Annotated in this window: 19 protein-coding genes; 18 read left to right on the top strand and 1 reads right to left on the bottom strand. The window is 55.2% G+C overall.

Translation table 11 applies throughout. The features are described from left to right. The first annotated feature begins 41 nt into the window (after positions 1–41). Positions 42–1,895 carry an outer membrane assembly protein AsmA gene (asmA, locus tag A936_RS04605; RefSeq protein ID WP_008455099.1) on the top strand — a complete coding sequence of 618 codons (1,854 nt, stop codon included), beginning with the start codon at positions 42–44 and terminating at the stop codon, positions 1,893–1,895. A gap of 30 nt (positions 1,896–1,925) precedes the next feature. On the opposite strand, the gene A936_RS04600 is transcribed toward asmA, so the two are convergent. Beyond that, entirely contained in the window at positions 1,926–3,509 is a 1,584-nt protein-coding gene (locus tag A936_RS04600) for a TerC family protein (RefSeq protein ID WP_008455097.1), read from the bottom strand. 726 nt (positions 3,510–4,235) lie between these two features. Between A936_RS04600 and A936_RS04595 the strand changes: the two genes are divergently transcribed. The 17 genes from A936_RS04595 (at position 4,236) to A936_RS04515 (ending at position 22,937) form a co-directional block, all read left to right on the top strand. After that, complete coding sequence (locus A936_RS04595) at positions 4,236–5,375, top strand: polysaccharide export protein (RefSeq protein WP_008455095.1); 1,140 nt, start codon at positions 4,236–4,238, stop codon at positions 5,373–5,375. Positions 5,376–5,381: 6 nt separating this feature from the next. Continuing rightward, entirely contained in the window at positions 5,382–5,825 is a 444-nt protein-coding gene (wzb, locus tag A936_RS04590; RefSeq protein WP_008455093.1) for a low molecular weight protein-tyrosine-phosphatase Wzb, read from the top strand. A 2-nt stretch (positions 5,826–5,827) separates the two neighbouring features. Next, positions 5,828–7,996 carry a tyrosine-protein kinase Wzc gene (gene wzc / locus A936_RS04585; RefSeq protein WP_008455091.1) on the top strand — a complete coding sequence of 723 codons (2,169 nt, stop codon included), beginning with the start codon at positions 5,828–5,830 and terminating at the stop codon, positions 7,994–7,996. Positions 7,997–8,006: 10 nt separating this feature from the next. Then, the gene (gene wcaA, locus A936_RS04580; RefSeq protein WP_008455089.1) at positions 8,007–8,855 is read left to right on the top strand and encodes a colanic acid biosynthesis glycosyltransferase WcaA; all 849 of its coding nucleotides are present in this window, start codon (positions 8,007–8,009) and stop codon (positions 8,853–8,855) included. Between the two features lie 2 nt (positions 8,856–8,857). Continuing rightward, complete coding sequence (gene wcaB / locus A936_RS04575) at positions 8,858–9,343, top strand: colanic acid biosynthesis acetyltransferase WcaB (protein WP_008455087.1); 486 nt, start codon at positions 8,858–8,860, stop codon at positions 9,341–9,343. Further along, positions 9,340–10,557 (top strand): glycosyltransferase, encoded by a 1,218-nt coding sequence (locus A936_RS04570; protein WP_008455085.1) that lies wholly within the window; start codon positions 9,340–9,342, stop codon positions 10,555–10,557. Before wcaB ends, A936_RS04570 begins: the two co-directional genes overlap by 4 nt. Further along, complete coding sequence (wcaD, locus tag A936_RS04565) at positions 10,532–11,764, top strand: colanic acid polymerase WcaD (protein WP_008455083.1); 1,233 nt, start codon at positions 10,532–10,534, stop codon at positions 11,762–11,764. The genes A936_RS04570 and wcaD overlap by 26 nt, the downstream gene beginning before the upstream one ends. After that, positions 11,764–12,516, top strand: coding sequence for a colanic acid biosynthesis glycosyltransferase WcaE (wcaE, locus tag A936_RS04560; RefSeq protein ID WP_008455081.1), 753 nt, complete (start codon positions 11,764–11,766; stop codon positions 12,514–12,516). Before wcaD ends, wcaE begins: the two co-directional genes overlap by 1 nt. A 17-nt stretch (positions 12,517–12,533) precedes the next feature. After that, positions 12,534–13,073 carry a colanic acid biosynthesis acetyltransferase WcaF gene (gene wcaF, locus A936_RS04555; RefSeq protein WP_008455080.1) on the top strand — a complete coding sequence of 180 codons (540 nt, stop codon included), beginning with the start codon at positions 12,534–12,536 and terminating at the stop codon, positions 13,071–13,073. A 103-nt stretch (positions 13,074–13,176) separates the two neighbouring features. Beyond that, positions 13,177–14,298 (top strand): GDP-mannose 4,6-dehydratase, encoded by a 1,122-nt coding sequence (gmd, locus tag A936_RS04550; protein ID WP_008455078.1) that lies wholly within the window; start codon positions 13,177–13,179, stop codon positions 14,296–14,298. 2 nt (positions 14,299–14,300) lie between these two features. After that, on the top strand, positions 14,301–15,266 hold the full coding sequence (fcl, locus tag A936_RS04545) for a GDP-L-fucose synthase (RefSeq protein WP_008455076.1): 966 nt from the start codon (positions 14,301–14,303) through the stop codon (positions 15,264–15,266). Between the two features lie 2 nt (positions 15,267–15,268). Further along, positions 15,269–15,748 (top strand): GDP-mannose mannosyl hydrolase, encoded by a 480-nt coding sequence (locus A936_RS04540; protein WP_008455075.1) that lies wholly within the window; start codon positions 15,269–15,271, stop codon positions 15,746–15,748. Continuing rightward, positions 15,745–16,965: a colanic acid biosynthesis fucosyltransferase WcaI gene (wcaI, locus tag A936_RS04535; RefSeq protein WP_008455072.1), complete on the top strand. Its 1,221-nt coding sequence runs from the start codon at positions 15,745–15,747 to the stop codon at positions 16,963–16,965. Before A936_RS04540 ends, wcaI begins: the two co-directional genes overlap by 4 nt. A gap of 3 nt (positions 16,966–16,968) precedes the next feature. Then, positions 16,969–18,411 carry a mannose-1-phosphate guanyltransferase gene (gene cpsB / locus A936_RS04530; protein ID WP_008455070.1) on the top strand — a complete coding sequence of 481 codons (1,443 nt, stop codon included), beginning with the start codon at positions 16,969–16,971 and terminating at the stop codon, positions 18,409–18,411. Positions 18,412–18,485: 74 nt separating this feature from the next. After that, a complete protein-coding gene (gene cpsG, locus A936_RS04525) occupies positions 18,486–19,856 on the top strand; it encodes a phosphomannomutase CpsG (RefSeq protein WP_008455069.1) in 1,371 nt (456 codons plus the stop codon). A 195-nt stretch (positions 19,857–20,051) separates the two neighbouring features. Beyond that, on the top strand, positions 20,052–21,446 hold the full coding sequence (wcaJ, locus tag A936_RS04520; protein ID WP_008455068.1) for an undecaprenyl-phosphate glucose phosphotransferase: 1,395 nt from the start codon (positions 20,052–20,054) through the stop codon (positions 21,444–21,446). Between the two features lie 12 nt (positions 21,447–21,458). Further along, positions 21,459–22,937, top strand: a complete 1,479-nt coding sequence (locus A936_RS04515) for an MOP flippase family protein (RefSeq protein WP_008455067.1) — start codon at positions 21,459–21,461, stop codon at positions 22,935–22,937. Positions 22,938–22,980 lie beyond the last annotated feature (43 nt).

Raw genomic sequence — 22,980 nt, 5'->3', positions numbered from 1 at the left:
AGTGAGTTGTTCGCCCTCTGGCGAATGATATGGAGAATGTTATGAGACGACTATTAACCACGTTGATGATTCTGCTGGTTGTGCTGATAGCCGGCCTGACCTCACTCGTGTTGTTGGTTAACCCTAACGACTTCCGTGGTTATATGGTTCGTCAGGTTGAGGCCCGCAGCGGCTATCACCTTGAGCTGGAAGGGCCGCTGCGCTGGCATGTCTGGCCGCAGCTGAGTATTTTGTCTGGCCGCATGTCACTGACTGCGCCGGGTGCCAGTTTGCCAATGGTTAGCGCGGAAAATATGCGTCTGGATGTAGCGCTGATTCCGCTGCTTTCTCACCAGCTTCAGGTTCGCCAGGTCATGTTGAAAAGCGCGGTGATTCAGATGACGCCGCAGGCTGAAGCGAAGCTTTCGGCTAACGCGCCGGTAGGGCCAAAAGACACCATTAGTGAACCGGATACCGGGCGTGGCTGGTCCTTTGATGTTGCGAAGCTTAAGGTCGTCGACAGCGTGCTGGTCTTCCAGCATATCAATGACGAGCAGGTCACCGTCCGCAATATTAACCTGCAAATGACGCAGGATGATAAGCGCCAGGCGCATATTGAACTCAGCAGCCAAATCAACCGTGACCAGCGGGATTTAACGCTTTCGGTCACCGCAGATGTCGATCTCCATGACTATCCGCAGCAAATCAACGCCACGTTAAGCCAAATTGACTACCAGCTGCAGGGCGCCGACCTTCCGGCTGGCGGCATCGGCGGCTCGGGATCGCTTCAACTGGGCTGGAAAAACACGGGCAGCCAGCTTTCGCTGACAAATATGCAGCTCACGGCCAACGACAGTGATTTACAGGGCAATGTCAGCGTGGCGATGCAGGATAAACCGCAGTGGACGGTGGATCTGCAATCTCGCCTGCTCAATCTCGACAAACTGGTGGCCAATGCACCCGTTGCGGATACCTTGATTAACCAACAGGCCCAGCAGGCTCAGCAACCGTCCCGCCCGGGCCCGGTGATTGCCGAACAACAGGGTGAAACCAACTACCACAGCCTGCGTAATTTTAATGCCGTACTGAATATCAAGGCCGGTGAAGTGCGCTGGCGCGGCCTGGCGTTCAGCGATGTGCAGACCGCGCTGGTGAATCAGGAGGGTAAACTCAGTATTAACCAGCTCAACGGCAAGCTGGGGCAGGGCACGCTCTCGCTGCCGGGCTTCCTGGATGCCAGTGGCAAGACGCCTGAGCTTGCCTTCCAGCCGCAGGTGAAAAATATTGAGATCGGCAAAATTCTGACCGCGTTTGATTACCCGATTGCGTTAACCGGGCAGTTTTCTATGACGGGTGATTTCAGCGGTGAACGCCTTGATGCGGAGGATTTCCGCAGTAACTGGCAGGGAGACGCCCAGCTTGAGCTGGTCCATTCCCGCCTCGAGGGAATGAACTTCCAGCAGCTGATTCAGCAGGCGGTCAGTCGGAACAATGAGGGCGTGGATGCGCAGCAGAATGTTCAGAACGTCACCGAGCTTGATCACTTCTCCACGTCTGCGTCGCTGGATAACGGGCTTCTGACGATGACGAAGATGGTCGGTGAGTCCAGCGTATTGTCCCTGACCGGCGAAGGCACGATGGATCTGGTGAAAGAGGTCTGCGACACCAACTTTGCAATTAAAGTCGGCGGCGGCTGGCAGGGCAGCGACAGTAAACTGATTGAAGTGCTAAAAAACACGGCCGTTCCGCTCCGGGTTTATGGCCCGTGGCAGCAGCTGAATTACACGCTGCAGGTTGACCAGGTGCTGCGTAAGCAGCTGCAGGATGAAGCTAAGCGTCGGCTCAATGACTGGCTGGATAAGCATAAAGAGAGCGACAAGGCGAAAGACGCTCAGCAGTTACTGAATAAGCTTTAACGACAAAAAAACCGGCTCTCGCCGTTTTTTTTATACCTCATAATCCAGCAGAGTATCGTCTTGTTCGAGCGGGGTGATTTGTACTTTGTTGACCCTGTGATTCACCACCTCCAGCGTTTTGAGCAAATAATTCCCCACTTCAACGCTCTCGCCTTCGGCTGGAATATGCTGCAAATGCTCCATCAGCAACCCGGCAATGGTGTGGTATTCCCGTTTCTCATCCAGGGGAAGGGCGATGTACTGCACCAGGTCGTCCAGCGGCATGTGGCCGTTAGCCGTCCAGCTGCCGTCCTGATTTTTCTGGATATCGTGGCGGGCATCTATCTCTTCCACTTCGTTCGGCAGATTACCGGCGATGGTTTCCATCACGTCGCTCAGGGTGACAATGCCTTCCACCGAGCCAAACTCATCGACGACAAAAGCAAAATGGGTGCGCGCGTTACGGAACTGTTCTAACGCCTGCAGCAGCGGTAATGCCTCCGGGAAAACCAGCGGCTGACGAATCAACGGCGTAATATTCAGCGCTTCGCCGTGCAGCGATTGCTGCAATAAATCGATAACGTGCACCACGCCGAGGATGTCATCGTCATTGTCCGTGACCACGATGCGCGTGTGCTGGTTTTTATTCAGAAGTTCGCGAACCTCGGCTTCCGGGGCGGTAATGTCCAGATGCTCGACGTCGTGGCGGGAGGTCATGATACTGCTGACGCTGCGCTGGTTCAGGTGCAGCACGCGCTCGATCATCCGCGTTTCCTGCGGGTTAAAAACATCGCTGTTAATGCCGCTGTCGGCAATAAGTGAGGCGGTCTGGGCATCCAGTTCCGCGTCTTCTTTCTTGCCGTTCAACAGCCGCAGCACGGCTTCGGCGGTGCGCTCCCGCAGCGACTGATTTGCGGAAAGAAAACGTCGGCGGTTAAATATCGCCAGCTGATTGAGTGATTCAATCATCACCGAGAATCCGATGGCAGCATAGAGATAGCCTTTCGGGATTTGATAGCCAAAGCCGTCGGCCACCAGGCTAAAGCCAATCATCAGCAGGAAACTCAGGCACAAAATCACGATGGTCGGGTGGCTGTTCACAAACCGAGTCAGCGACTTGCTGGCCAGCACCATCAGCCCGATGGCGATGATAACCGCGACCATCATGACCGCCAGATGGTCGACCATGCCAACGGCGGTGACCACCGAATCAAGGGAAAACACGGCGTCAAGAATGACGATTTGCGCCACAACGGGCCAGAATTTGGCCCCCCGTTTTTGCGTGTGATGCTCGCTGTCTTTGCCCTCCAGCCGCTCATTCAGCTCCATCGTGGCCTTAAACAGCAGGAACATACCGCCCAACAGCATGATCAGATCCCTGGCGCTAAAGCTAAGGTCGTGAAGGGTGAATAGCGGTCGGGTAAGCGTCACCAGCCACGAAATGGAGGCCAGCAGCAGCAGGCGCATAACCATCGCCAGCAGTAAGCCCGTGACGCGGGCACGATCGCGCAGTTTAGGAGGCAGCTTTTCGGCGAGGATGGCAATAAAAACGAGGTTATCAATGCCCAGAACCAGTTCTAAAACGACCAGGGTAACTAACCCGGCCCAGACTGAGGGGTCGGCAATCCATTCCATACGGGGTTTATAGCCTTTAACTTACGGGCAAATGCCACACGGAAATGATGGATAATTGTCGGACAAAAAGCAATGTTTGTCTGAGAATAATCCGTAATGACTTATAGAATTTTCAGCATTAAATGAATGCCCGGCAAATTATTGCGGATAATATTTAAAGAAGCATTTGAGTTATATATTTTATATATGAATACGCCGCTATGAGATAGTTCTGCATATTTTCCCAGACATTGTCTTATTATTTTTATTGTCAATATAAAGAAAATCCTAAAATGTTATTATTGCGTGGTTCATATTATTCTTAAAAGTCCGCCTCCAGCCTTTTGTCTCCTTGCCTGCTGAGTTTTAAGCTGCAACAATCTTTGGCGATGATTAGCAATGAATGTGTGATTACTCGTTTAGTAATAGTTTGTCCCAGCATTGTCATAAGACCTGATTCATTTTTTTCAATATTTTTCGGATATTAGAGAATCTCAGGTTATTAGGATTATTTACCTTTTTCAGTGGGTTGGTGACTGTGAGCCAGGGGCGGTAGCGTGCCCGGATGCGGCCAGATAACAGCAAGTGATGGCGTCATCAGAATGTCGGGGAATAAGCTTATTTTAGGAATAATGCCAGTTTTCTCATTCTCTGAATATGTTCAATTCTGCACTTCGTTCTCACGGTTAATTGCTTGCCTGTTTTATTCGCTCAGGATAATTACTCTGCCATAGTGATAAATATTCAATGATAAAATACAAACTGAAGTTGATGCCATTATTGGTGTCAGTCACCCTGATGAGCGGCTGCACGATATTTCCCGGCAGCAATATGTCTACGTCGGGAAAAGACGTCATCAAACAACAGGATGCCGATTTCGACCTTGACCGAATGGTCAACGTTTATCCTTTAACGCCGCGACTGGTAGAGCAACTGAGGCCTCGTCCAGTGGTTGCCCAGCCGAATGCCGGGCTGGATAAAGATATCGCCAATTACCAGTACCGCGTCGGGCCGGGGGATGTATTAAACGTCACGGTCTGGGATCATCCGGAACTCACCACGCCTGCGGGGCAATATCGCAGTTCAAGCGACACCGGTAACTGGGTACAGCCCGATGGCACCATGTTCTATCCGTATGTGGGCAAAATCAGCGTGACCGACAAAACGCTGGCAGAAATTCGCAGCGATATTACCAGCCGTCTTGCGCAGTACATTGCCCAGCCGCAGGTGGACGTTAATATCGCTGCCTTCCGCTCGCAAAAAGCCTATATCTCCGGGCAGGTAAATAAATCCGGCCAGCAGCCCATCACTAACGTACCGCTGACTATCCTCGACGCGATCAATGCCGCAGGCGGTTTAACCGAAGTAGCCGACTGGCGTAACGTCGTTCTGACCCATAACGGGCAGGAAAAACGCATTTCTCTACAGGCGCTGATGCAAAACGGCGACCTCAGCCAAAACCATTTGCTCTACCCCGGCGACATTCTGTTTGTGCCGCGTAATGACGATCTGAAAGTGTTTGTGATGGGGGAAGTGAAGAAGCAAACCACCCTCAAAATGGACTTCAGCGGCATGACGCTTACCGAGGCGCTCGGCCAGGCCGAAGGTATCGATCTCACCTCGTCCAACGCCAGCGGCATCTTCGTGATCCGTCCGCTCAAAGGCCAGACGCAGCAAAACGGCAAGATTGCCAACATTTATCAGCTCGATATGTCCGATGCGACTTCGCTGGTGATGGGCACCGAGTTCCAGCTCCAGCCGTATGACGTGGTGTACGTCACTACCGCCCCAGTTTCTCGCTGGAATCGCCTGATCAACCAGCTTCTGCCAACCATCAGCGGCGTGCGTTACATGACCGATACCGCCAAAGATATTCACACCTGGTAACGCGCTATGTTCAACAAAATACTTGTGGTTTGCGTGGGGAACATCTGCCGTTCCCCCACGGCTGAACGGCTGCTCAAACGTTACCATCCGGAGCTTAGCGTCAGCTCAGCCGGGCTGGGAGCGCTGGTCGGCAAGGGCGCTGACGCCGGTGCTGTTGAGGTTGCCGGGCGGCACAACCTTTCGCTTGAGGGGCATTTAGCCCGCCAGGTTTCGGGGCGTCTATGCCGGGAGCACGATCTGATTCTGGCGATGGAAAAACGCCACATCACCACGCTGTGCGAAATGGCACCCGAAATGCGCGGCAAAGTGATGCTGTTTGGCCACTGGGATGCCGGCAGAGAAATTCCTGACCCCTATCGTAAAAGCCGTGACGCCTTCGAAGCGGTCTACAGCATGCTCGACCTTTCTGCCCAAAAGTGGGCTAACGCACTCAACGCTCATCAGGGATAACAATGACAGAGAAAGTACGCCGTTCGAGCGCCCCGACCGAGGGCAATGACGAAATTGATATTGGCCGTTTGTTTGGCACCGTGCTGGAGGCTCGCTGGTGGGTGATCGGCATTACGGGGCTGTTTGCCGTGCTGGCCGCGGTTTATGCCCTGTTTGCCACGCCGGTCTACAAGGCCGATGCGCTGGTGCAAATCGAACAAAATGCCGGTAACACGCTGGTGAACGACATCAGCTCCGCGCTCAGCAATAAGCCACCGGCGTCTGCCGCAGAAATTCAGCTGATCCAGTCCCGCATGGTGCTTGGGAAAACCGTTGATGACCTGAATCTGGACATCTCGGTGACTAAGAACACCTTCTGGCTGTTCGGCGCCGGCTGGGACCGCCTGCAGGGGCACCAGAACGACACGGTGAATGTCACCACGTTTACGCTGCCGGCAGCGATGAACAAAGACACCTTTACCCTGGAAGTGCTGAACGATAAACAGTATCAGCTGACCAGCGACAATGGCTTTAGCGCCAAAGGGGAAGTGGGCAAGCTGCTGAGTAAATCGGGCGTCACGATGCAGGTGGAGGGCATCCAGGCGCAGCCTGGTGACAATTTCACGGTGGTGAAATATTCCACGCTGGGGATGATCAACCAGCTGCTGGGCAACCTGACGGTGACTGAAAACGGCAAAGATACCGGCGTGCTTAGTTTGTCCTACACCGGGGAGGATAGAGATCAGATCCGCACCATTCTCGACAGCATCACCCGCAACTATCTGGCGCAGAACGTGCAGCGCAAATCGGAAGAGGCGGCCAAAAGCCTGAAGTTCTTGGCCGAGCAGTTGCCTGAAGTGCGTCGCAATCTGGATGCCGCAGAGAACAAACTGAATGCCTATCGTCAGCGCCAGGATTCGGTGGATCTTTCTCTGGAGGCCAAATCGCTGCTGGATTCCGTGGTCAACATCGACGCTCAGCTGAATCAGCTGACCTTCAAAGAAGCTGAAATCTCCAAGCTGTACACCAAAGCCCACCCGTCCTACCGCACGTTGCTGGAGCAGCGCCGAACGCTGGAAGATCAGAAAGCTCGCCTGACTAACAGCATCGCCGCGATGCCCAAAACCCAGCAGGAAATTGTGCGCCTGACCCGCGATGTGGAGTCCGGGCAGCAGGTTTATATGCAGCTGTTGAACAAGCAGCAAGAGCTGAAAATCACCGAAGCCAGTACGGTGGGTGATGTGCGCATCGTCGACCCGGCGATTACGCAGCCTGGCATGGTTAAACCTCAGCGCGTGCTGGTGGTGCTGGGCAGCATCATTCTGGGCCTGATTGTGTCTGTGATCGGGGTGCTGCTGCGCTCGCTGTTTAACGGCGGCATTGAAAGCCCGACCGTGCTGGAAGAGGCGGGGCTCAGCGTGTATGCGAGCATTCCGCTCTCCGAATGGCAGAAAACCCGCGACCAGGCCAACCTGCGCAACGTCAAAGGCACTAAGCGCTTCAAACAGAGCCAGTTGCTGGCGGTGGGTAACCCGACCGACCTGGCCATTGAAGCCATTCGCAGCCTGCGCACCAGCCTGCATTTCGCCATGATGCAGGCCCCCAACAACGTCCTGATGCTCACCGGCGTTAGCCCGTCTATCGGTAAAACCTTTGTGTGCGCCAACCTCGCGGCGGTGATCAGCCAGACCAACAAGCGCGTGCTGCTGATGGACTGCGACATGCGCAAAGGCTATACCCACGAACTGCTGGGGACCACCAACGTTAACGGGCTGTCCGATGTGCTGTCAGGGCAGGGGGATATTACCCGCTGTGCGCAGAAAACCTCCGTGCCGAACTTTGACCTTATCCCACGTGGGCAGGTCCCGGCTAACCCGTCCGAACTGTTGATGAACGAGCGCTTCTCTCAGTTGGTGAAGTGGGCCAGTGAAAATTATGACCTGGTGCTGATAGATACGCCGCCGATTCTGGCCGTCACCGATGCGGCAATTGTGGGGCGCCATGCGGGCACCACGCTGATGGTGGCTCGCTACGCGGTGAACACGCTGAAAGAAGTGGAAACCAGCCTGAGCCGCTTTGAGCAGAACGGCATTGCCGTGCGCGGCGTGATCCTTAACTCGATTTTCCGCCGGGCCACGGGCTACCAGGATTACGGGTATTACGAATACGAATATAAGTCGGATGCTAAATAAGGTGATAGCCATGAACAGCAGCGCAACTCGCCCGCTTATCTCTATATATATGCCGACGTGGAACCGCCAGCAGTTGGCCATTCGCGCCATCAACTCGGTGCTGCGGCAGGATTATGACCACTGGGAAATGATCATCGTCGATGACTGCTCCGCCAGCTTCCAGCAGCTGGAGCAGTTTGTTGCAGACCTCGGCGATCCTCGGGTGCGTTACATTCACAACGACATGAACAGCGGTGCCTGCGCGGTACGTAACCAGGCCATTGGGCTGGCGCAAGGGCGTTTTATCACCGGCATTGATGATGATGACGAATGGACGCCGAACCGGCTGTCGGTGTTTCTGTCCCACCAGAATCAGTTGGTCACCCACGCGTTTTTATATGCCAACGACTATTTGTGTGAAGGGCAGGTCTACTCGCAGCCGACCAGCCTGCCGCTGTACCCGAAGTCGCCGTATTCCCTGAAGCTGTTCTACAAGCGCAATATCATCGGCAATCAGGTCTTTACCTACGCCGAACGCTTTAAAAGCAGCCTGTTTGATACCGAGCTGAAGGCGGCGCAGGATTACGACATCTTCCTGCGCATGGTGGTGGCGTTCGGCCAGCCGTGGAAGGTGGAAGAGGCGACCCAAATTCTGCACGTTAATCACGGCGAAATGCAGATAACCAAATCCCCCAAGAAATTTGCCGGTTATTTCCACTTTTACCGCAAGCACAAAGCCAAGTTCGACCGGGCCAGCAAGAAATATCAGCTGTATACGCTCTACCAAATCCGCAATAAGCGCATGTCGTGGCGCACCCTGTTAGCTCTGCTGACGGTGCGCAACGGCAAGCGCCTGGCCGATAGTCTGCGGGGGAGGTAAGCGTGCTGGAGGATATTCGTGCCAATAGCTGGAGCCTGCGCCCGTGCTGCATGGTGCTGGCCTATCGCGTAGCCCACTTTTGCTCGGTGTGGCGCAAGAAAAACGTCATCAACAACCTCTGGGCTGCGCCCGTGCTGCTGGCCTACCGATTCATTACCGAATGCCTGTTTGGCTATGAAATTCAGGCGGGAGCCACCATTGGCCGCCGGTTCACTATTCATCACGGCTATGCGGTGGTTATCAATAAGTTCGTCGTCGTCGGGGATGATTTCACCATCCGCCACGGCGTCACCATTGGTAACCGGGGGAACAGTCTCGCCTGCCCGGTGATTGGCAACGGCGTTGAGCTGGGCGCTAACGCGATCGTCGTGGGCGATATCACCCTCGGTAATAACGTGACTGTAGGCGCGGGCAGCGTGGTGCTGGACAGCGTGCCGGACAATGCGCTGGTGGTCGGTGAAAAAGCTCGGGTGAAGGTGATCCAATGAACATCATGCAATTTAATGTCCGCCTGGCCGAAGGTGGCGCGGCGGGCGTGGCGCTCGATCTGCACCAGCGTGCACGTCTGGCCGGGCTGTCCTCACGTTTTATCTACGGCTATGGCAAAGGCGGCAAGAAAAGCGCCAGCCACGACATTTATCCCGACGTTGAGAAACACACGCCTCGCCTGGTGTCGGTTGCCAATATCGCGCTGTTCCGTTTTCTGAACCGCGATCCATTCGGCAATCTGAATAAGCTTTACCGTCGGGTCATCCGCAGCCCACAGCCGGTTGTGCTGCACTTCCATGTGGTGCACAGCTATTGGCTGAACCTGGACGAAATGGTGTCGTTTTGCCAGCGGGTGAAGGCGCACAAGCCGGATGTTACCTTCGTCTGGACGCTGCACGATCACTGGAGCATTACCGGGCGCTGCGCCTTTCTGGACGGCTGCGAAGGCTGGAAAACCGGCTGTGTTAAATGCCCGACGCTGAACAACTATCCGCCGGTCAAAGTGGATAAGGCGCACCAGCAGGTGGCGGGCAAGCGCCAGCTGTTTCGCGAGATGCTGGCGCTGGGCTGCAAGTTTATCTCCCCCAGCCAGCACGTCGCCGAAGCTTTTAATCAGCTCTATGGTGCCGGGCGCTGCAGCATCATCAATAACGGTATCGACGTCGCCACCGAGGCGATTCTGGCGGAGCTGCCTGAAAGCGGCGTCGCGACGGTGAAGCCCCGCGTGGCTATTGTGGCCCACGACCTGCGCTATGACGGCAAAACCAACCAGAAACTGGTACAGGCAATGATGGCGCTGGGCGACAAAATTGAGCTGCATACCTTTGGCAAATTCTCGCCGTTTGAAGGCGCTAACGTGGTGAACCACGGCTATATGACCGACAAGCGCGCGCTGATGAGCGAGCTGAACACGATGGACAGCCTGGTGTTCAGTTCCCGCGTGGATAACTATCCGCTGATCCTGTGCGAGGCGCTGTCTATCGGCGTGCCGGTGGTGGCGACGAGCAGCGAGGCCGCGGATGAAGTTCTGCGTAAAGTGGGGGGCAAAACCTTCACCCCGGAACACGTTCTGGCGCTGGTGCAGCTTAAAAAAACGCAGCTGGCAGAGCAGGTTTTCGCGACTGATTTAGCGACCTTCCGTGCAGCCAGCCGCACGGCCTATAGCGGCAAGCAGATGCTGGAGGAATATGTCTCGTTCTATCAGGGTCTGTAGCTATCTGCTGCTGCCGTTCATCTATCTGGTGGTGAACATTAAGCTCGCCTCGCTGGGGGAGAGTTTCCCGATAACCATCGTGACCTTCCTGCCGGCGATTTTGTTTCTGTATATCGAGCGCATTAACCTTAAAAAATTGATGATTGCGTTGGGTGTGGGGGCGGGACTGACGGCATTTAACTACATTTTTGGCCAGTCGCTCGACCCGGCCAAGTATGTCACCTCGATGATGCTGTTTGTCTATATTGTGCTGATATTGGGCATGACATGGAGCTGCCGATTCAAAACTATTTCTCAGCGCAATCACCGCAAGATATTACGGTTTTTCTATGCCGTGGTGGGCATTATTGTGGCGCTGGCGGCGGCGGAAATGGCTCAGATTATTCTGACCGGCGGCAGTAGCCTGATTGAGAAAATTTCAAAGTTTCTCATCTACAGCAACAGTTACGTGCTCAACTTTATTAGCTTTGGTGGGCGGCGCACTACGGCGCTCTATTTCGAGCCCGCTTTCTTCGCCCTGGCATTAATCTCAATTTGGCTCAGCATCAAACAGTTTGGTATCAAAACGCCGAAAACTGATGTTATGATTCTTTTAGGGATAATCCTGTCAGGATCTTTCTCCGGGGTAATGACGTTTATTTTGTTTTATCTGCTGGAGTGGGCGTTTCAATATCTTAATAAAAGCGCCATTAAAAAGAAGTTGCCATTAGCAATTATTTCACTGGCTGTTTTTTTAATCGGTTTGGTATTCGCTTTCCCTTATATCGCAACCCGTGTTGGTGATTTGGGAACCGAAGGGTCGTCATCGTATTACCGTATTATTGGTCCATTGGCGATGGTTGGTTACTCTCTGGCAAATGTTGATGGCGTAGTACGGTTTGGTTCTCTCTATGAATATGTCGCATCATTCGGAATATTTAACGGTGCGGATGTAGGGAAAACCGTGGACAATGGACTGTATCTGCTGATTATTTATTTCTCATGGTTTGCAGTATTAATGACCGCTGGCTATATGTGGCGAGTTATGAAAATGATGCGCAATGCCTTTGGCAATAATGAGAATTATCGTGTTCAGCTTTGGTTGTTTATGCCTGTATCTTTGTTCTTTACCGGTTCTATTTTTAGCCCGGAATATGCATTTTTAATTGTTTGCCCATTTATTTTGCGTAAAGCAATTAAGCATTCGCTGCCAGGAGGTGCGCAATAATGTTATTAAGTGTTATTACAGTGGCATGGCGTAACCATGCCGGGGTCGTGAAGACCTGGCAATCGCTGGCGCACCTGGCACAGGCCAAAGGCATCGAGTTCGAATGGATTGTGGTGGACGGCAACTCTCCAGACGGCACGGCTGAGTTTCTTGCTGGCCTGCAGGGCCAGTACAACCTGCGCTTTGTCAGTGAGAAAGACAGCGGCATTTACGACGCGATGAACAAAGGCATCGCCATGGCGCAGGGGCGCTATGCGCTCTTTCTGAACTCCGGCGATGCTTTCCACCCTGAGATTGCCGAGGTGATTTATCAGCTGGCAGCCTTAGGCGAGCGCGATGACGCGATGGTGATTGGTGACGCGCTGCTGGACTTTGGTGACGGCAATAAAATTCGCCGCAGCGCCAAGCGGGGCTGGTATATCTACCACAGCTTGCCGGCCAGCCATCAGGCTATCTTTTTCCCGCTCTCTGGACTGCGTAAATATCCCTACGATCTGCAATATAAAGTCTCATCCGATTACGCGCTGGCGGCAAAAATGTATAAAAACGGCTATGCCTTTAAGCGTATCAAAGGGCTGGTGTCTGAATTTTCAATGGGCGGCGTGTCTACCTCTAACAATATTGAATTGTGTCGTGATGCGAGACATGTTCAGCGAGAAATATTACGTGTGCCGGGCTTTGTTGCCGAACTCTCTTTCCGACTCAGGTTAAAAACAACCGGCAAAGCAAAAGCGCTTTATAACAAAGCTTAAAGCTAACAGGAAATATTATGCAGGATTTAAGCGGCTTCAGTGTACCGAGGGGATTTCGCGGCGCGAGCGGCATTAAAGTGCAGTTGTGGTGGGCGGTTCAGGCCACTTTATTTGCCTGGTCTCCGCAAGTTTTATATCCGTGGCGTGCCTTTTTATTACGTGTTTTTGGGGCGAAGGTAGGCAAGAAGGTTGTTATTCGCCCCTCGGTGAAAATTACCTACCCATGGAAGTTAACGCTCGGAGATTATGCCTGGGTTGGCGATGATGTCGTGCTCTATACCCTCGGTGAAATTAGCATTGGCGCAAATTCCGTGGTGTCGCAAAAATGTTATTTGTGCACCGGCAGTCACGATTATATGAGTCAGCATTTCGATATTACCCAGTCACCGATTGTTATCGGCGAAAAATGCTGGCTGGCAACGGATGTATTTGTTTCCCCGGGCGTCACGATAGGCGATGGCTGTGTCGTGGGAGCCCGGAGCAGCGTTTATAAATCATTACCGGCGAATGCCGTTTGCCGGGGAAACCCGGCAGTAAAAATACGCGACCGCGCGTAATGCTTTCACCCTTGCTCTGTTTGTGACTGTTCATCTCCCTCTGCGGAGAGACAGGGAGTGAGGGGTAAGGGCCAATAAAAATGTTCACAGAGGATAAATTATCATGACTAAAGTAGCTCTCATTACGGGTGTCACCGGACAAGACGGCTCTTACCTGGCGGAATTCCTGCTGGAAAAAGGCTATGAAGTCCACGGTATCAAGCGCCGCGCCTCTTCTTTCAATACCGAACGCGTGGACCACATTTATCAGGATCCGCACGCGGGTAACCCAAAATTCCATCTGCACTATGGCGACCTGACCGATACCTCCAACCTGACCCGTATTTTGTCCGAAGTGCAGCCGGATGAAGTCTACAACCTGGGCGCGATGAGCCATGTCGCGGTTTCTTTTGAGTCACCGGAATACACCGCGGACGTGGATGCGATGGGCACCCTGCGCCTGCTGGAAGCCATTCGCTTCCTCGGCCTCGAAAAGAAAACGCGCTTCTACCAGGCATCCACTTCAGAGCTGTACGGCCTGGTGCAGGAGATCCCACAGAAAGAAACCACGCCTTTCTACCCACGTTCCCCCTACGCAGTTGCCAAGCTTTACGCCTACTGGATCACCGTCAACTACCGTGAATCCTACGGCATGTATGCCTGTAACGGCATTCTGTTCAACCACGAATCTCCGCGTCGCGGCGAAACCTTCGTCACTCGCAAAATTACCCGCGCGATTGCCAACATCGCTCAGGGCCTGGAGAAGTGCCTGTACCTCGGCAACATGGATTCCCTGCGCGACTGGGGCCACGCCAAAGACTACGTGAAAATGCAGTGGATGATGCTGCAGCAGGAAAAACCGGAAGACTTCGTGATCGCCACCGGCGTGCAGTACTCCGTGCGTCAGTTCGTAGAAATGGCGGCGGCTCAGCTCGGCATCAAACTGCGCTTTGAGGGTCAGGGCGTGGAAGAGAAAGGCATTGTGGTTTCCGTCACGGGTCACGACGCACCGGGCGTGAAACCAGGCGACGTTATCGTCTCCGTTGATCCGCGTTACTTCCGTCCTGCGGAAGTGGAAACCCTGCTGGGCGACCCAACCAAAGCGCACGAAACGCTTGGCTGGAAGCCGGAAATTACCCTGCAGGAGATGGTTGGTGAAATGGTAGCCAAAGACCTTGAAGCGGCGAAGAAACACTCTCTGCTGAAGTCCCATGGTTATGAGGTCGCCATCGCGCTGGAGTCCTGAGCATGAATAAAAAACGTATCTTTGTTGCCGGTCACCGTGGGATGGTCGGCTCGGCCATCGTCCGCCAGCTCGGGCAGCGCGATGACGTTGAGCTGGTGCTGCGCGGGCGCGATGAGCTGAATCTGCTGGACGCAGGGGACGTTAATGCCTTCTTCGCCAGCGAGAAAATCGACCAGGTTTACCTGGCGGCGGCAAAAGTGGGCGGTATCGTCGCCAATAACACGTTCCCGGCAGAGTTTATCTACGAGAACATGATGATCGAAAGCAACATTATTCATGCCGCGCACACGCACGGCGTGAACAAACTGTTGTTCCTCGGCTCATCCTGTATTTACCCGAAGATGGCGAAGCAGCCGATGGCCGAAAGTGAGCTGCTGCAGGGCACGCTTGAAGCCACGAACGAGCCGTATGCGATTGCCAAGATTGCCGGGATCAAGCTGTGCGAGTCCTACAACCGCCAGTACGGGCGGGATTACCGCTCGGTGATGCCGACCAATCTGTACGGGCCGAACGACAACTTCCACCCGAGCAACTCTCACGTTATTCCGGCCCTGCTGCGCCGCTTCCATGAGGCCACCCAGGAGAATGCCCCGGACGTGGTGGTATGGGGCAGCGGCACGCCGATGCGTGAGTTCTTACACGTCGACGACATGGCGGCAGCCAGCATTCACGTGATGGAGCTGGATCGGGAAGTGTGGCAGGAGAATACCGACCCGATGCTGTCACACATTAACGTCGGCACCGGCGTGGACTGCACTATCCGTGAGCTGGCGCAGACGCTGGCCAAAGTGACCGGCTACCGGGGGCGCGTGGTGTTTGACGCCACCAAACCTGACGGCACGCCGCGCAAGCTGCTGGATGTATCCCGCCTGCATCGCCTCGGCTGGTATCACGAGATTTCCCTGGAGGCGGGCCTCGCCAGAACTTACCAGTGGTTCCTCGAAAATCAGCAGCGGTTCCGGGGGTAAGCATGTTTTTGAGCGCGGAAGATTTTGCCACCGTAGTGAGCGCCACGCCGCTGATCTCCATCGACCTTATCGTCGAAAACCAGGCGGGCGAATTCCTGCTGGGTTTGCGGACCAATCGCCCTGCGAAGGGCTTTTGGTTTGTGCCGGGGGGCAGGGTGCTGAAGAACGAAACGCTGGCGAATGCTTTTATTCGTCTCACCGAGGCTGAGCTGGGCAAATCGTTCACTCTGCTGGACGCGGAGTTTTACGGCGTCTGGCAGCATTTCTACGGCGATAACTTCTCCGGGAAGGATTTCTCGACCCATTACGTGGTGCTGGGTTTCCGCCTGCGGGTGGACGACAAACAGCTGAACCTGCCTGCTGAGCAGCACAAAGCGTACTGCTGGCTGACGCCGGAAGCGCTGCTCAAGCGGGAAGACGTGCACGACAACAGCCGTGCTTACTTCATCACCCAGGGCAAAGGGAAGGTACCGGGCTTATGAAAATTCTGGTCTACGGCATTAACTATTCCCCGGAGCTGACCGGCATCGGCAAGTACACCGGTGAAATGGTGGAGTGGATGACCAGCCGGGGCCATGAGGTGCGGGTGATCACCGCGCCGCCTTATTATCCGGTCTGGCGCGTGCACCCGGACTACTCGGCGTGGAAATACAGAAAAGAGCAGGGGAAAGCGACCGTCTGGCGCTGCCCGCTGTATGTGCCGAAGCAGCCTTCGACGCTGAAGCGCCTGATTCACCTGGGCAGCTTCGCGCTGAGTTCATTTTTCCCGCTTCTGGCGCAGCGCAGCTGGAAGCCAGACCGGGTCATTGGCGTGGTGCCGACGCTGTTTTGCGTGCCGGGGATGCGCCTGCTGGCAAAACTGAGCGGGGCGCGCACGCTGCTGCACATTCAGGACTACGAGGTGGACGCGATGCTCGGCCTCGGTATGGCCGGAAAGACACCGGGAAAAATTGCTCGCCTGGCCCAGCGCTTTGAAAAAAGCGGACTGCACAACGTTGATAACGTCTCCACCATTTCTCGCTCGATGATGAACAAGGCTACCGAGAAAGGCGTCGACCCACAGCGGGTGATTTTTTTCCCTAACTGGTCGGAAGTGGCGCGTTTCCGTGACGTTGATCCGGCGCAAACCCAGGGCGTGCGCCAGGCGCTCAACCTGCCGGAAGATAAAAAAATCATTCTTTACTCCGGCAACATCGGCGAAAAACAGGGGCTGGAAACGGTGATTGAAGTGGCGGGCCGCTTCTCTGAGAGCCCGTATCTGTTCGTGATTGTGGGCCAGGGCGGCGGTAAAGAGAGGCTCGAAAAACTGGTGCACGTTCACGGGCTGAGTAACGTGGTGTTCCACCCGCTTCAGTCTTACGACGCGCTGCCCGCGCTGCTCTGCCTGGCCGATTGTCATCTGGTTATCCAGCGCCGGGGAGCGGCGGACGCCGTCCTGCCGTCAAAACTTACCAATATCCTGGCCGTCGGCGGCAATGCGGTGATTACCGCCGAGCCTGAAACAGAGCTGGGCCAGCTTTGCGAAGCGTATCCGGGCATTGCGGTTTGCGTGATGCCTGAATCCGCCGATGCGCTGGCGGCGGGCATTGAACGCTGTCTGCAGCTGCCACAACACAACACGACGGCACGTGAATATGCCGAACGCACGCTCGAAAAAGAGAACGTGTTAAGCCAATTTATTGCTGACATTCGGGGATAAATGATGAGTCAGTCACAACTCTATCCGGTGATCATGGCGGGCGGAAACGGGAGCCGTCTCTGGCCGCTGTCCCGCGTGCTGTACCCCAAGCAGTTCCTCTGCCTGAAAGGGGATCTGACCATGCTGCAAACCACCATTAATCGCCTGAACGGGGTAGAGTGCGAAAGCCCGGTGGTGATTTGCAATGAGGAACACCGCTTTATTGTCGCCGAGCAGCTGCGCCAGCTAAGTAAACTGACCGAAAATATCGTGCTGGAACCGGCCGGGCGCAACACCGCGCCAGCCATTGCGCTGGCCGCCCTGGCCGCGCTGCGTAACCAGTCGCAGCAGGACCCGCTGATGCTGATCCTCGCCGCCGATCACGTCATCCAGAATGAAGAAGCCTTCCGCGAGGCGGTGCGGTGCGCGATGCCTTATGCGGAAGCAGGCAAGCTGGTGACCTTCGGGATCGTCCCCGACCTGCCGGAAACGGGCTACGGCTATATTCGCCGTGGCGCAGTGGCGACGCCGGAAAATGGCGCCGATGCCCTGGCGTTTAGCGTCGCGCAGTTTGTCGAAAAACCCGATCTCTCCACCGCCCAGGCCTATGTCGCCTGCGGCGAATACTACTGGAACAGCGGCATGTTCCTGTTCCGCGCGGGCCGCTATCTGGAAGAGCTGGCGAAGTTTCGCCCCGACATTCTGGCCGCCTGCGAAAAAGCCATGGCGGGCGTTGACCCGGATCTGGATTTCGTTCGCGTGGATGAGCAGGCGTTCCTGGCCTGCCCGGATGAGTCTATCGACTATGCGGTAATGGAAAAAACCGCCGATGCGGTGGTGGTGCCGATGGACGCCGGCTGGAGCGATGTGGGCTCGTGGTCCTCGCTGTGGGAAATCAGCGCCAAGAGCCCGGAAGGGAACGTACATCACGGCGATGTCATCAGTCATGAAACCGAAAACAGCTACATCTATGCCGAATCCGGCCTGGTCACTACCGTGGGGGTGAAAGACCTGGTCGTGGTGCAAACCAAAGATGCGGTGCTGATTGCCGACCGTGACCACGTACAGAACGTGAAGAAAGTGGTGGAGCGCATCAAAGGTGATGGCCGCCACGAGCACCATAACCATCGGGAAGTTTACCGCCCGTGGGGGAAATACGACTCCATCGACGCCGGGGAGCGTTACCAGGTGAAGCGCATCACCGTTAAGCCTGGCGAAGGGCTCTCGCTGCAAATGCACCACCACCGCGCCGAACACTGGATTGTGGTGGCGGGCACCGCCAAAGTCACTCTGGGGGATGAGATTAAGCTGCTGGGTGAAAACGAGTCTATCTACATTCCGCTCGGCATGACCCACTGCCTGGAAAACCCCGGCAAAATTCCCCTCGACCTGATTGAGGTCCGCTCCGGTACCTATCTGGAAGAAGACGACATCGTCCGCTTCCAGGATCGCTACGGACGTATTTAATCCCTGACTAAAAAACAAGCTCCACGGGCCAAAGACCCGTGGGTTGGGTAACTGTTGCCCGAAGGAGCGAAATCATGCAGCAACTGACCTGTTTTAAAGCCTACGACATCCGCGGCCGCCTGGGCGACGAGCTAAATGAAGACATCGCCTGGCGCATCGGCCGCGCCTACGGCGAGTACCTGAAGCCAAAAACTATCGTGCTGGGCGGCGACGTGCGTCTGACCAGCGAATCGCTGAAACAGGCGCTGGCGCGCGGCCTGCAGGATGCGGGCGTGGACGTGCTGGATATCGGCCTGTCCGGCACCGAAGAGATTTACTTTGCCACCTGGCATCTGAACGTGGACGGCGGCATCGAAGTGACCGCCAGCCACAACCCGATGGACTACAACGGCATGAAGCTGGTGCGCCAGGGAGCTCGCCCTATCAGCGGTGACACCGGCCTGCGGGACGTACAGCGCCTGGCGGAAGCCAACGACTTCCCGCCGGTGAATGAGGCGGCGCGCGGCAGCTATCAGAAAGTGTCGGTGGTAGACGCTTATCTCGACCATCTTTTCTCGTACATCAACGTCAGCCACATCAAGCCGCTGAAGCTGGTGGTGAACTCCGGTAACGGCGCGGCCGGCCCGATTGTGGACGCCATCGAAGCCCGCTTTAAGGCGCTCAACGTGCCGCTGACGTTTGTGAAGGTGCACAACACGCCGGACGGCAATTTCCCGAACGGCATTCCTAACCCGCTGTTGCCGGAGTGCCGCGCCGATACGCGCGACGCGGTGATTGCGCACGGGGCGGATATGGGCATTGCCTTCGACGGGGACTTTGACCGCTGCTTCCTGTTCGACGAGAAAGGGCAGTTTATCGAGGGGTACTACATCGTGGGCCTGCTGGCGGCGGCGTTTCTTGAGAAACAGCCTGGGGCAAAAATCATTCACGATCCGCGCCTGTCCTGGAACACGGTCGATATCGTCGAGCGTGCGGGCGGCCAGCCGGTGATGTCGAAAACCGGGCATGCGTTTATCAAAGAGCGGATGCGTGAAGAGGATGCCATTTACGGCGGGGAGATGAGCGCCCATCACTATTTCCGCGATTTTGCCTATTGCGACAGCGGGATGATCCCGTGGCTGCTGGTGACCGAATTGCTGTGTCTGAAGGGTAAAACGCTGGGCGAGCTGGTCGAGGATCGCATGGCGGCGTGGCCGGCCAGCGGTGAAATCAACAGCAAGCTGGAAGCACCGGCAGAGGCGATTGAACGTGTTCGCGCGCATTTCGGCCCGCACGCGGCAGAGATTGACCACACGGACGGCATCAGCATGGCGTTTGGCGACTGGCGCTTCAACCTGCGCAGCTCTAACACCGAGCCTGTGGTGCGCCTGAACGTGGAGTCTCGCGGAAACGAGGCGCTGATGCAGGCGCGAACGCAGGAAATTATGGCTCTGCTGAACCAATAATCTGCCGTATTGAGGTGTTTAACCCTCACCCTGACCCTCTCCCTGGAAGGGAGAGGGAATATCAAGTGCCAGCTTTTCTCTCACTCTCCAGTGGAGAGGGAATAGTCAGGTGCCAGCTTTTCCCCCTCTCCCCCGTGGGGAGAGGGCTGGGGTGAGGGGGAAAACACCGATGCGACAACTTTCAAAGGTAAAACGATGACAAATCTAAAAAAGCGCGAGCTGCCAAAAACCAACGCATCGTTGATCTCTATGGTGCAACGTTTTTCTGACATCAGCATCATGTTTGCCGGGCTATGGATGGTTTGCAAGGCTAACGCTTTGCCTTTTCTCTATATGCATTTGCTGATGGCTTTATTAACCCTCGTTGTATTCCAGATGATCGGTGGGATGACGGATTTTTACCGTTCATGGCGCGGGGTGAAAATGTCCAGCGAGCTATTCCTGTTGCTGCAAAACTGGACGCTGAGCGTGGTTTTCAGCGCCGGGCTGCTGGCGTTTAACAGCGATTTTGATGGCTCTTTCTGGGTTTATCTGGCCTGGTATGCCTTGGCCGGTGTGGGGATGGTTATCTGCCGGTCATGGATCCGTTTTGCCGCAGGCTGGCTGCGTAATAAAGGTTTTAATACGCGACGCGTTGCCATTGCGGGCTCTTTGCCGGTCGGACAGATGCTGGCGCAGAGCTTCAAGAATGAACCGTGGCTCGGCTTCAACGTGCTTGGCGTGTATGACGATGAGCCGCCTGCAGGTGCCCTGGTTAGCTATATTGGCAACTTCAATACGCTGGTGGCGGACGCCCGCAGCGGCCAAATTGATAAAGTCTATATCGCGATGGAAATGAGCCACGAGTCACGCATTAAAAAGCTGGTGAGTGAGCTGGCGGATACCACCTGTTCGGTACTGCTGATCCCCGATGTTTTCACCTTTAATATCCTTAATGCCCGCACCGAAGAGGTCAACGGCGTGCCGGTTGTGCCCCTGTTTGAAACGCCTTTGAGTGGCTTTAACAGCGTACTCAAACGGCTGGAAGATATCGTGCTCTCCTCTTTTATCCTGCTGCTCATTTCCCCGGTTCTGCTTTGTATTAGCCTGGCGGTGAAACTGACTTCGCCCGGGCCGGTTATTTTCCGCCAGACGCGCTACGGCATGGACGGCAAGCCAATCAAAGTGTGGAAATTCCGCTCTATGAAGGTGATGGAAAACGACGCGGTGGTTGTGCAGGCCACGAAGGGGGATTCGCGCATCACGCCGGTAGGCAGCTTTCTGCGCCGCACCTCCCTCGACGAACTGCCGCAGTTTGTCAACGTGCTGCTGGGCGGTATGTCCATCGTCGGCCCTCGTCCCCATGCCGTGGCGCATAACGAGCAATATCGCGCGTTAATAGAAGGCTACATGCTGCGCCACAAGGTCAAACCGGGCATTACCGGCTGGGCGCAAATTAACGGCTGGCGCGGGGAAACGGATACGCTTGACAAGATGGAAAAGCGCGTGGAGTTCGACCTGGAATACATTCGCGAGTGGAGCCTGTGGTTCGACATCAAGATTGTCTTCCTGACCGTTTTCAAAGGCTTTGTTCACAAAGCGGCATACTGACCGGAATCCAACATGAGCCTGAGAGAAAAAACCATCAGCGGGGCGAAGTGGTCCGCGATTGCAACGGTGATCATTATTGGTTTAGGGCTGGCGCAGATGACGATTCTGGCCAGAACTATTGATAACCACCAGTTTGGCCTGCTGACGGTGTCGCTGGTGATCATCGCCCTGGCCGATACGCTGTCTGATTTTGGTATCGCCAACTCGATTATTCAGCGCAAAGAGATAAGCCAGCTGGAGTTGACCACGCTCTACTGGCTGAATGTCGGGCTGGGCGTGCTGGTGTGCATCGCGGTGTTTTTACTGAGCGATGTGATTGCCGGCGTGCTGCATAACCCGGACCTGTCGCCGCTGATTAAAACGCTGGCCTTTGCTTTTATTGTCATCCCTCACGGGCAGCAGTTTCGCGCCCTGATGCAAAAGGAGCTGGAGTTTTCAAAAATCGGCTCGATTGAGACTGTGTCCGTGCTGGTGGGGTTCAGCGTCACCGTGACGGCGGCGATGTACTACCCGTTTGCCATCACGGCAATCATCGGTTACCTGGTGAATACCGTCGTTCGTACCTCACTGTTTGGCTTCTTTGGCCGCAAGATTTACCGCCCTGGCTTCCACTTCTCCCTAAAGTCGGTGAATTCCAACCTGAAGTTTGGCGCCTGGCTGACCGCTGACAGCGTGATCAACTACGTCAATACCAACCTTTCCACGCTGGTACTGGCGCGTATTCTCGGGGCTGGGGTCGCCGGCGGCTATAACCTGGCTTATAACGTGGCCGTCGTGCCGCCGATGAAGCTCAACCCGATCATCACCCGCGTGCTGTTTCCGGCGTTTGCCAAAATTCAGGACGACACGGCGAAGCTCCGGGTAAATTTTTACAAGCTGTTGTCGATTGTGGGCATCATTAATTTCCCGGTGCTGCTGGGGCTGATGGTGGTCTCCAATAACTTCGTCCCGCTGGTGTTTGGGGAGAAGTGGCAGTTCATCACGCCCATCCTGCAGCTGTTGTGCGTTGTTGGCCTGCTGCGTTCCATCGGGAATCCCATCGGTTCGCTGCTGATGGCCAAAGCGCGCGTGGACATCAGCTTCAAATTCAACGTGTTTAAAACCTGCCTGTTTATTCCGGCGATTATTGTCGGCGGCCAGCTCGGCGGCGCGCTCGGCGTGACGCTCGGTTTCCTGCTGGTTCAGGTTGTGAACACCGTGCTCAGCTATTTCATCATGATTAAACCCGTGCTGGGCTCCAGCTATCGGGAATACATCCTCAGCATCTGGCTGCCTTTTTATCTCTCACTCCCAACGCTGATTGTCAGCGCCGGGCTAGGCATCGCGCTGACCGGGCATTTGCCTCTGGCGATGTTGCTGGCGGCACAGGTCGTCGCGGGAGCGGCGGCGTTTATCATGATGATTATTTTGTCCCGCAATGCGCTGATCGTTGAACTGAAGCGGCAGTTTTGCCGCAGCGAACGCCTGAAAGCGCTGCTCCGCGCTGGCTAAGAACAACAAAGAGGGGAAACCACATTTTCCCCTTTGTCATAAA

Source organism: Enterobacter sp. Ag1 (assembly GCA_000277545.1).
Taxonomy (GTDB): Bacteria; Pseudomonadota; Gammaproteobacteria; order Enterobacterales; family Enterobacteriaceae; genus Cedecea.
Note: the sequence above shows the minus strand (reverse complement) of the source record. Positions and strands in the feature narration are given on the sequence as shown.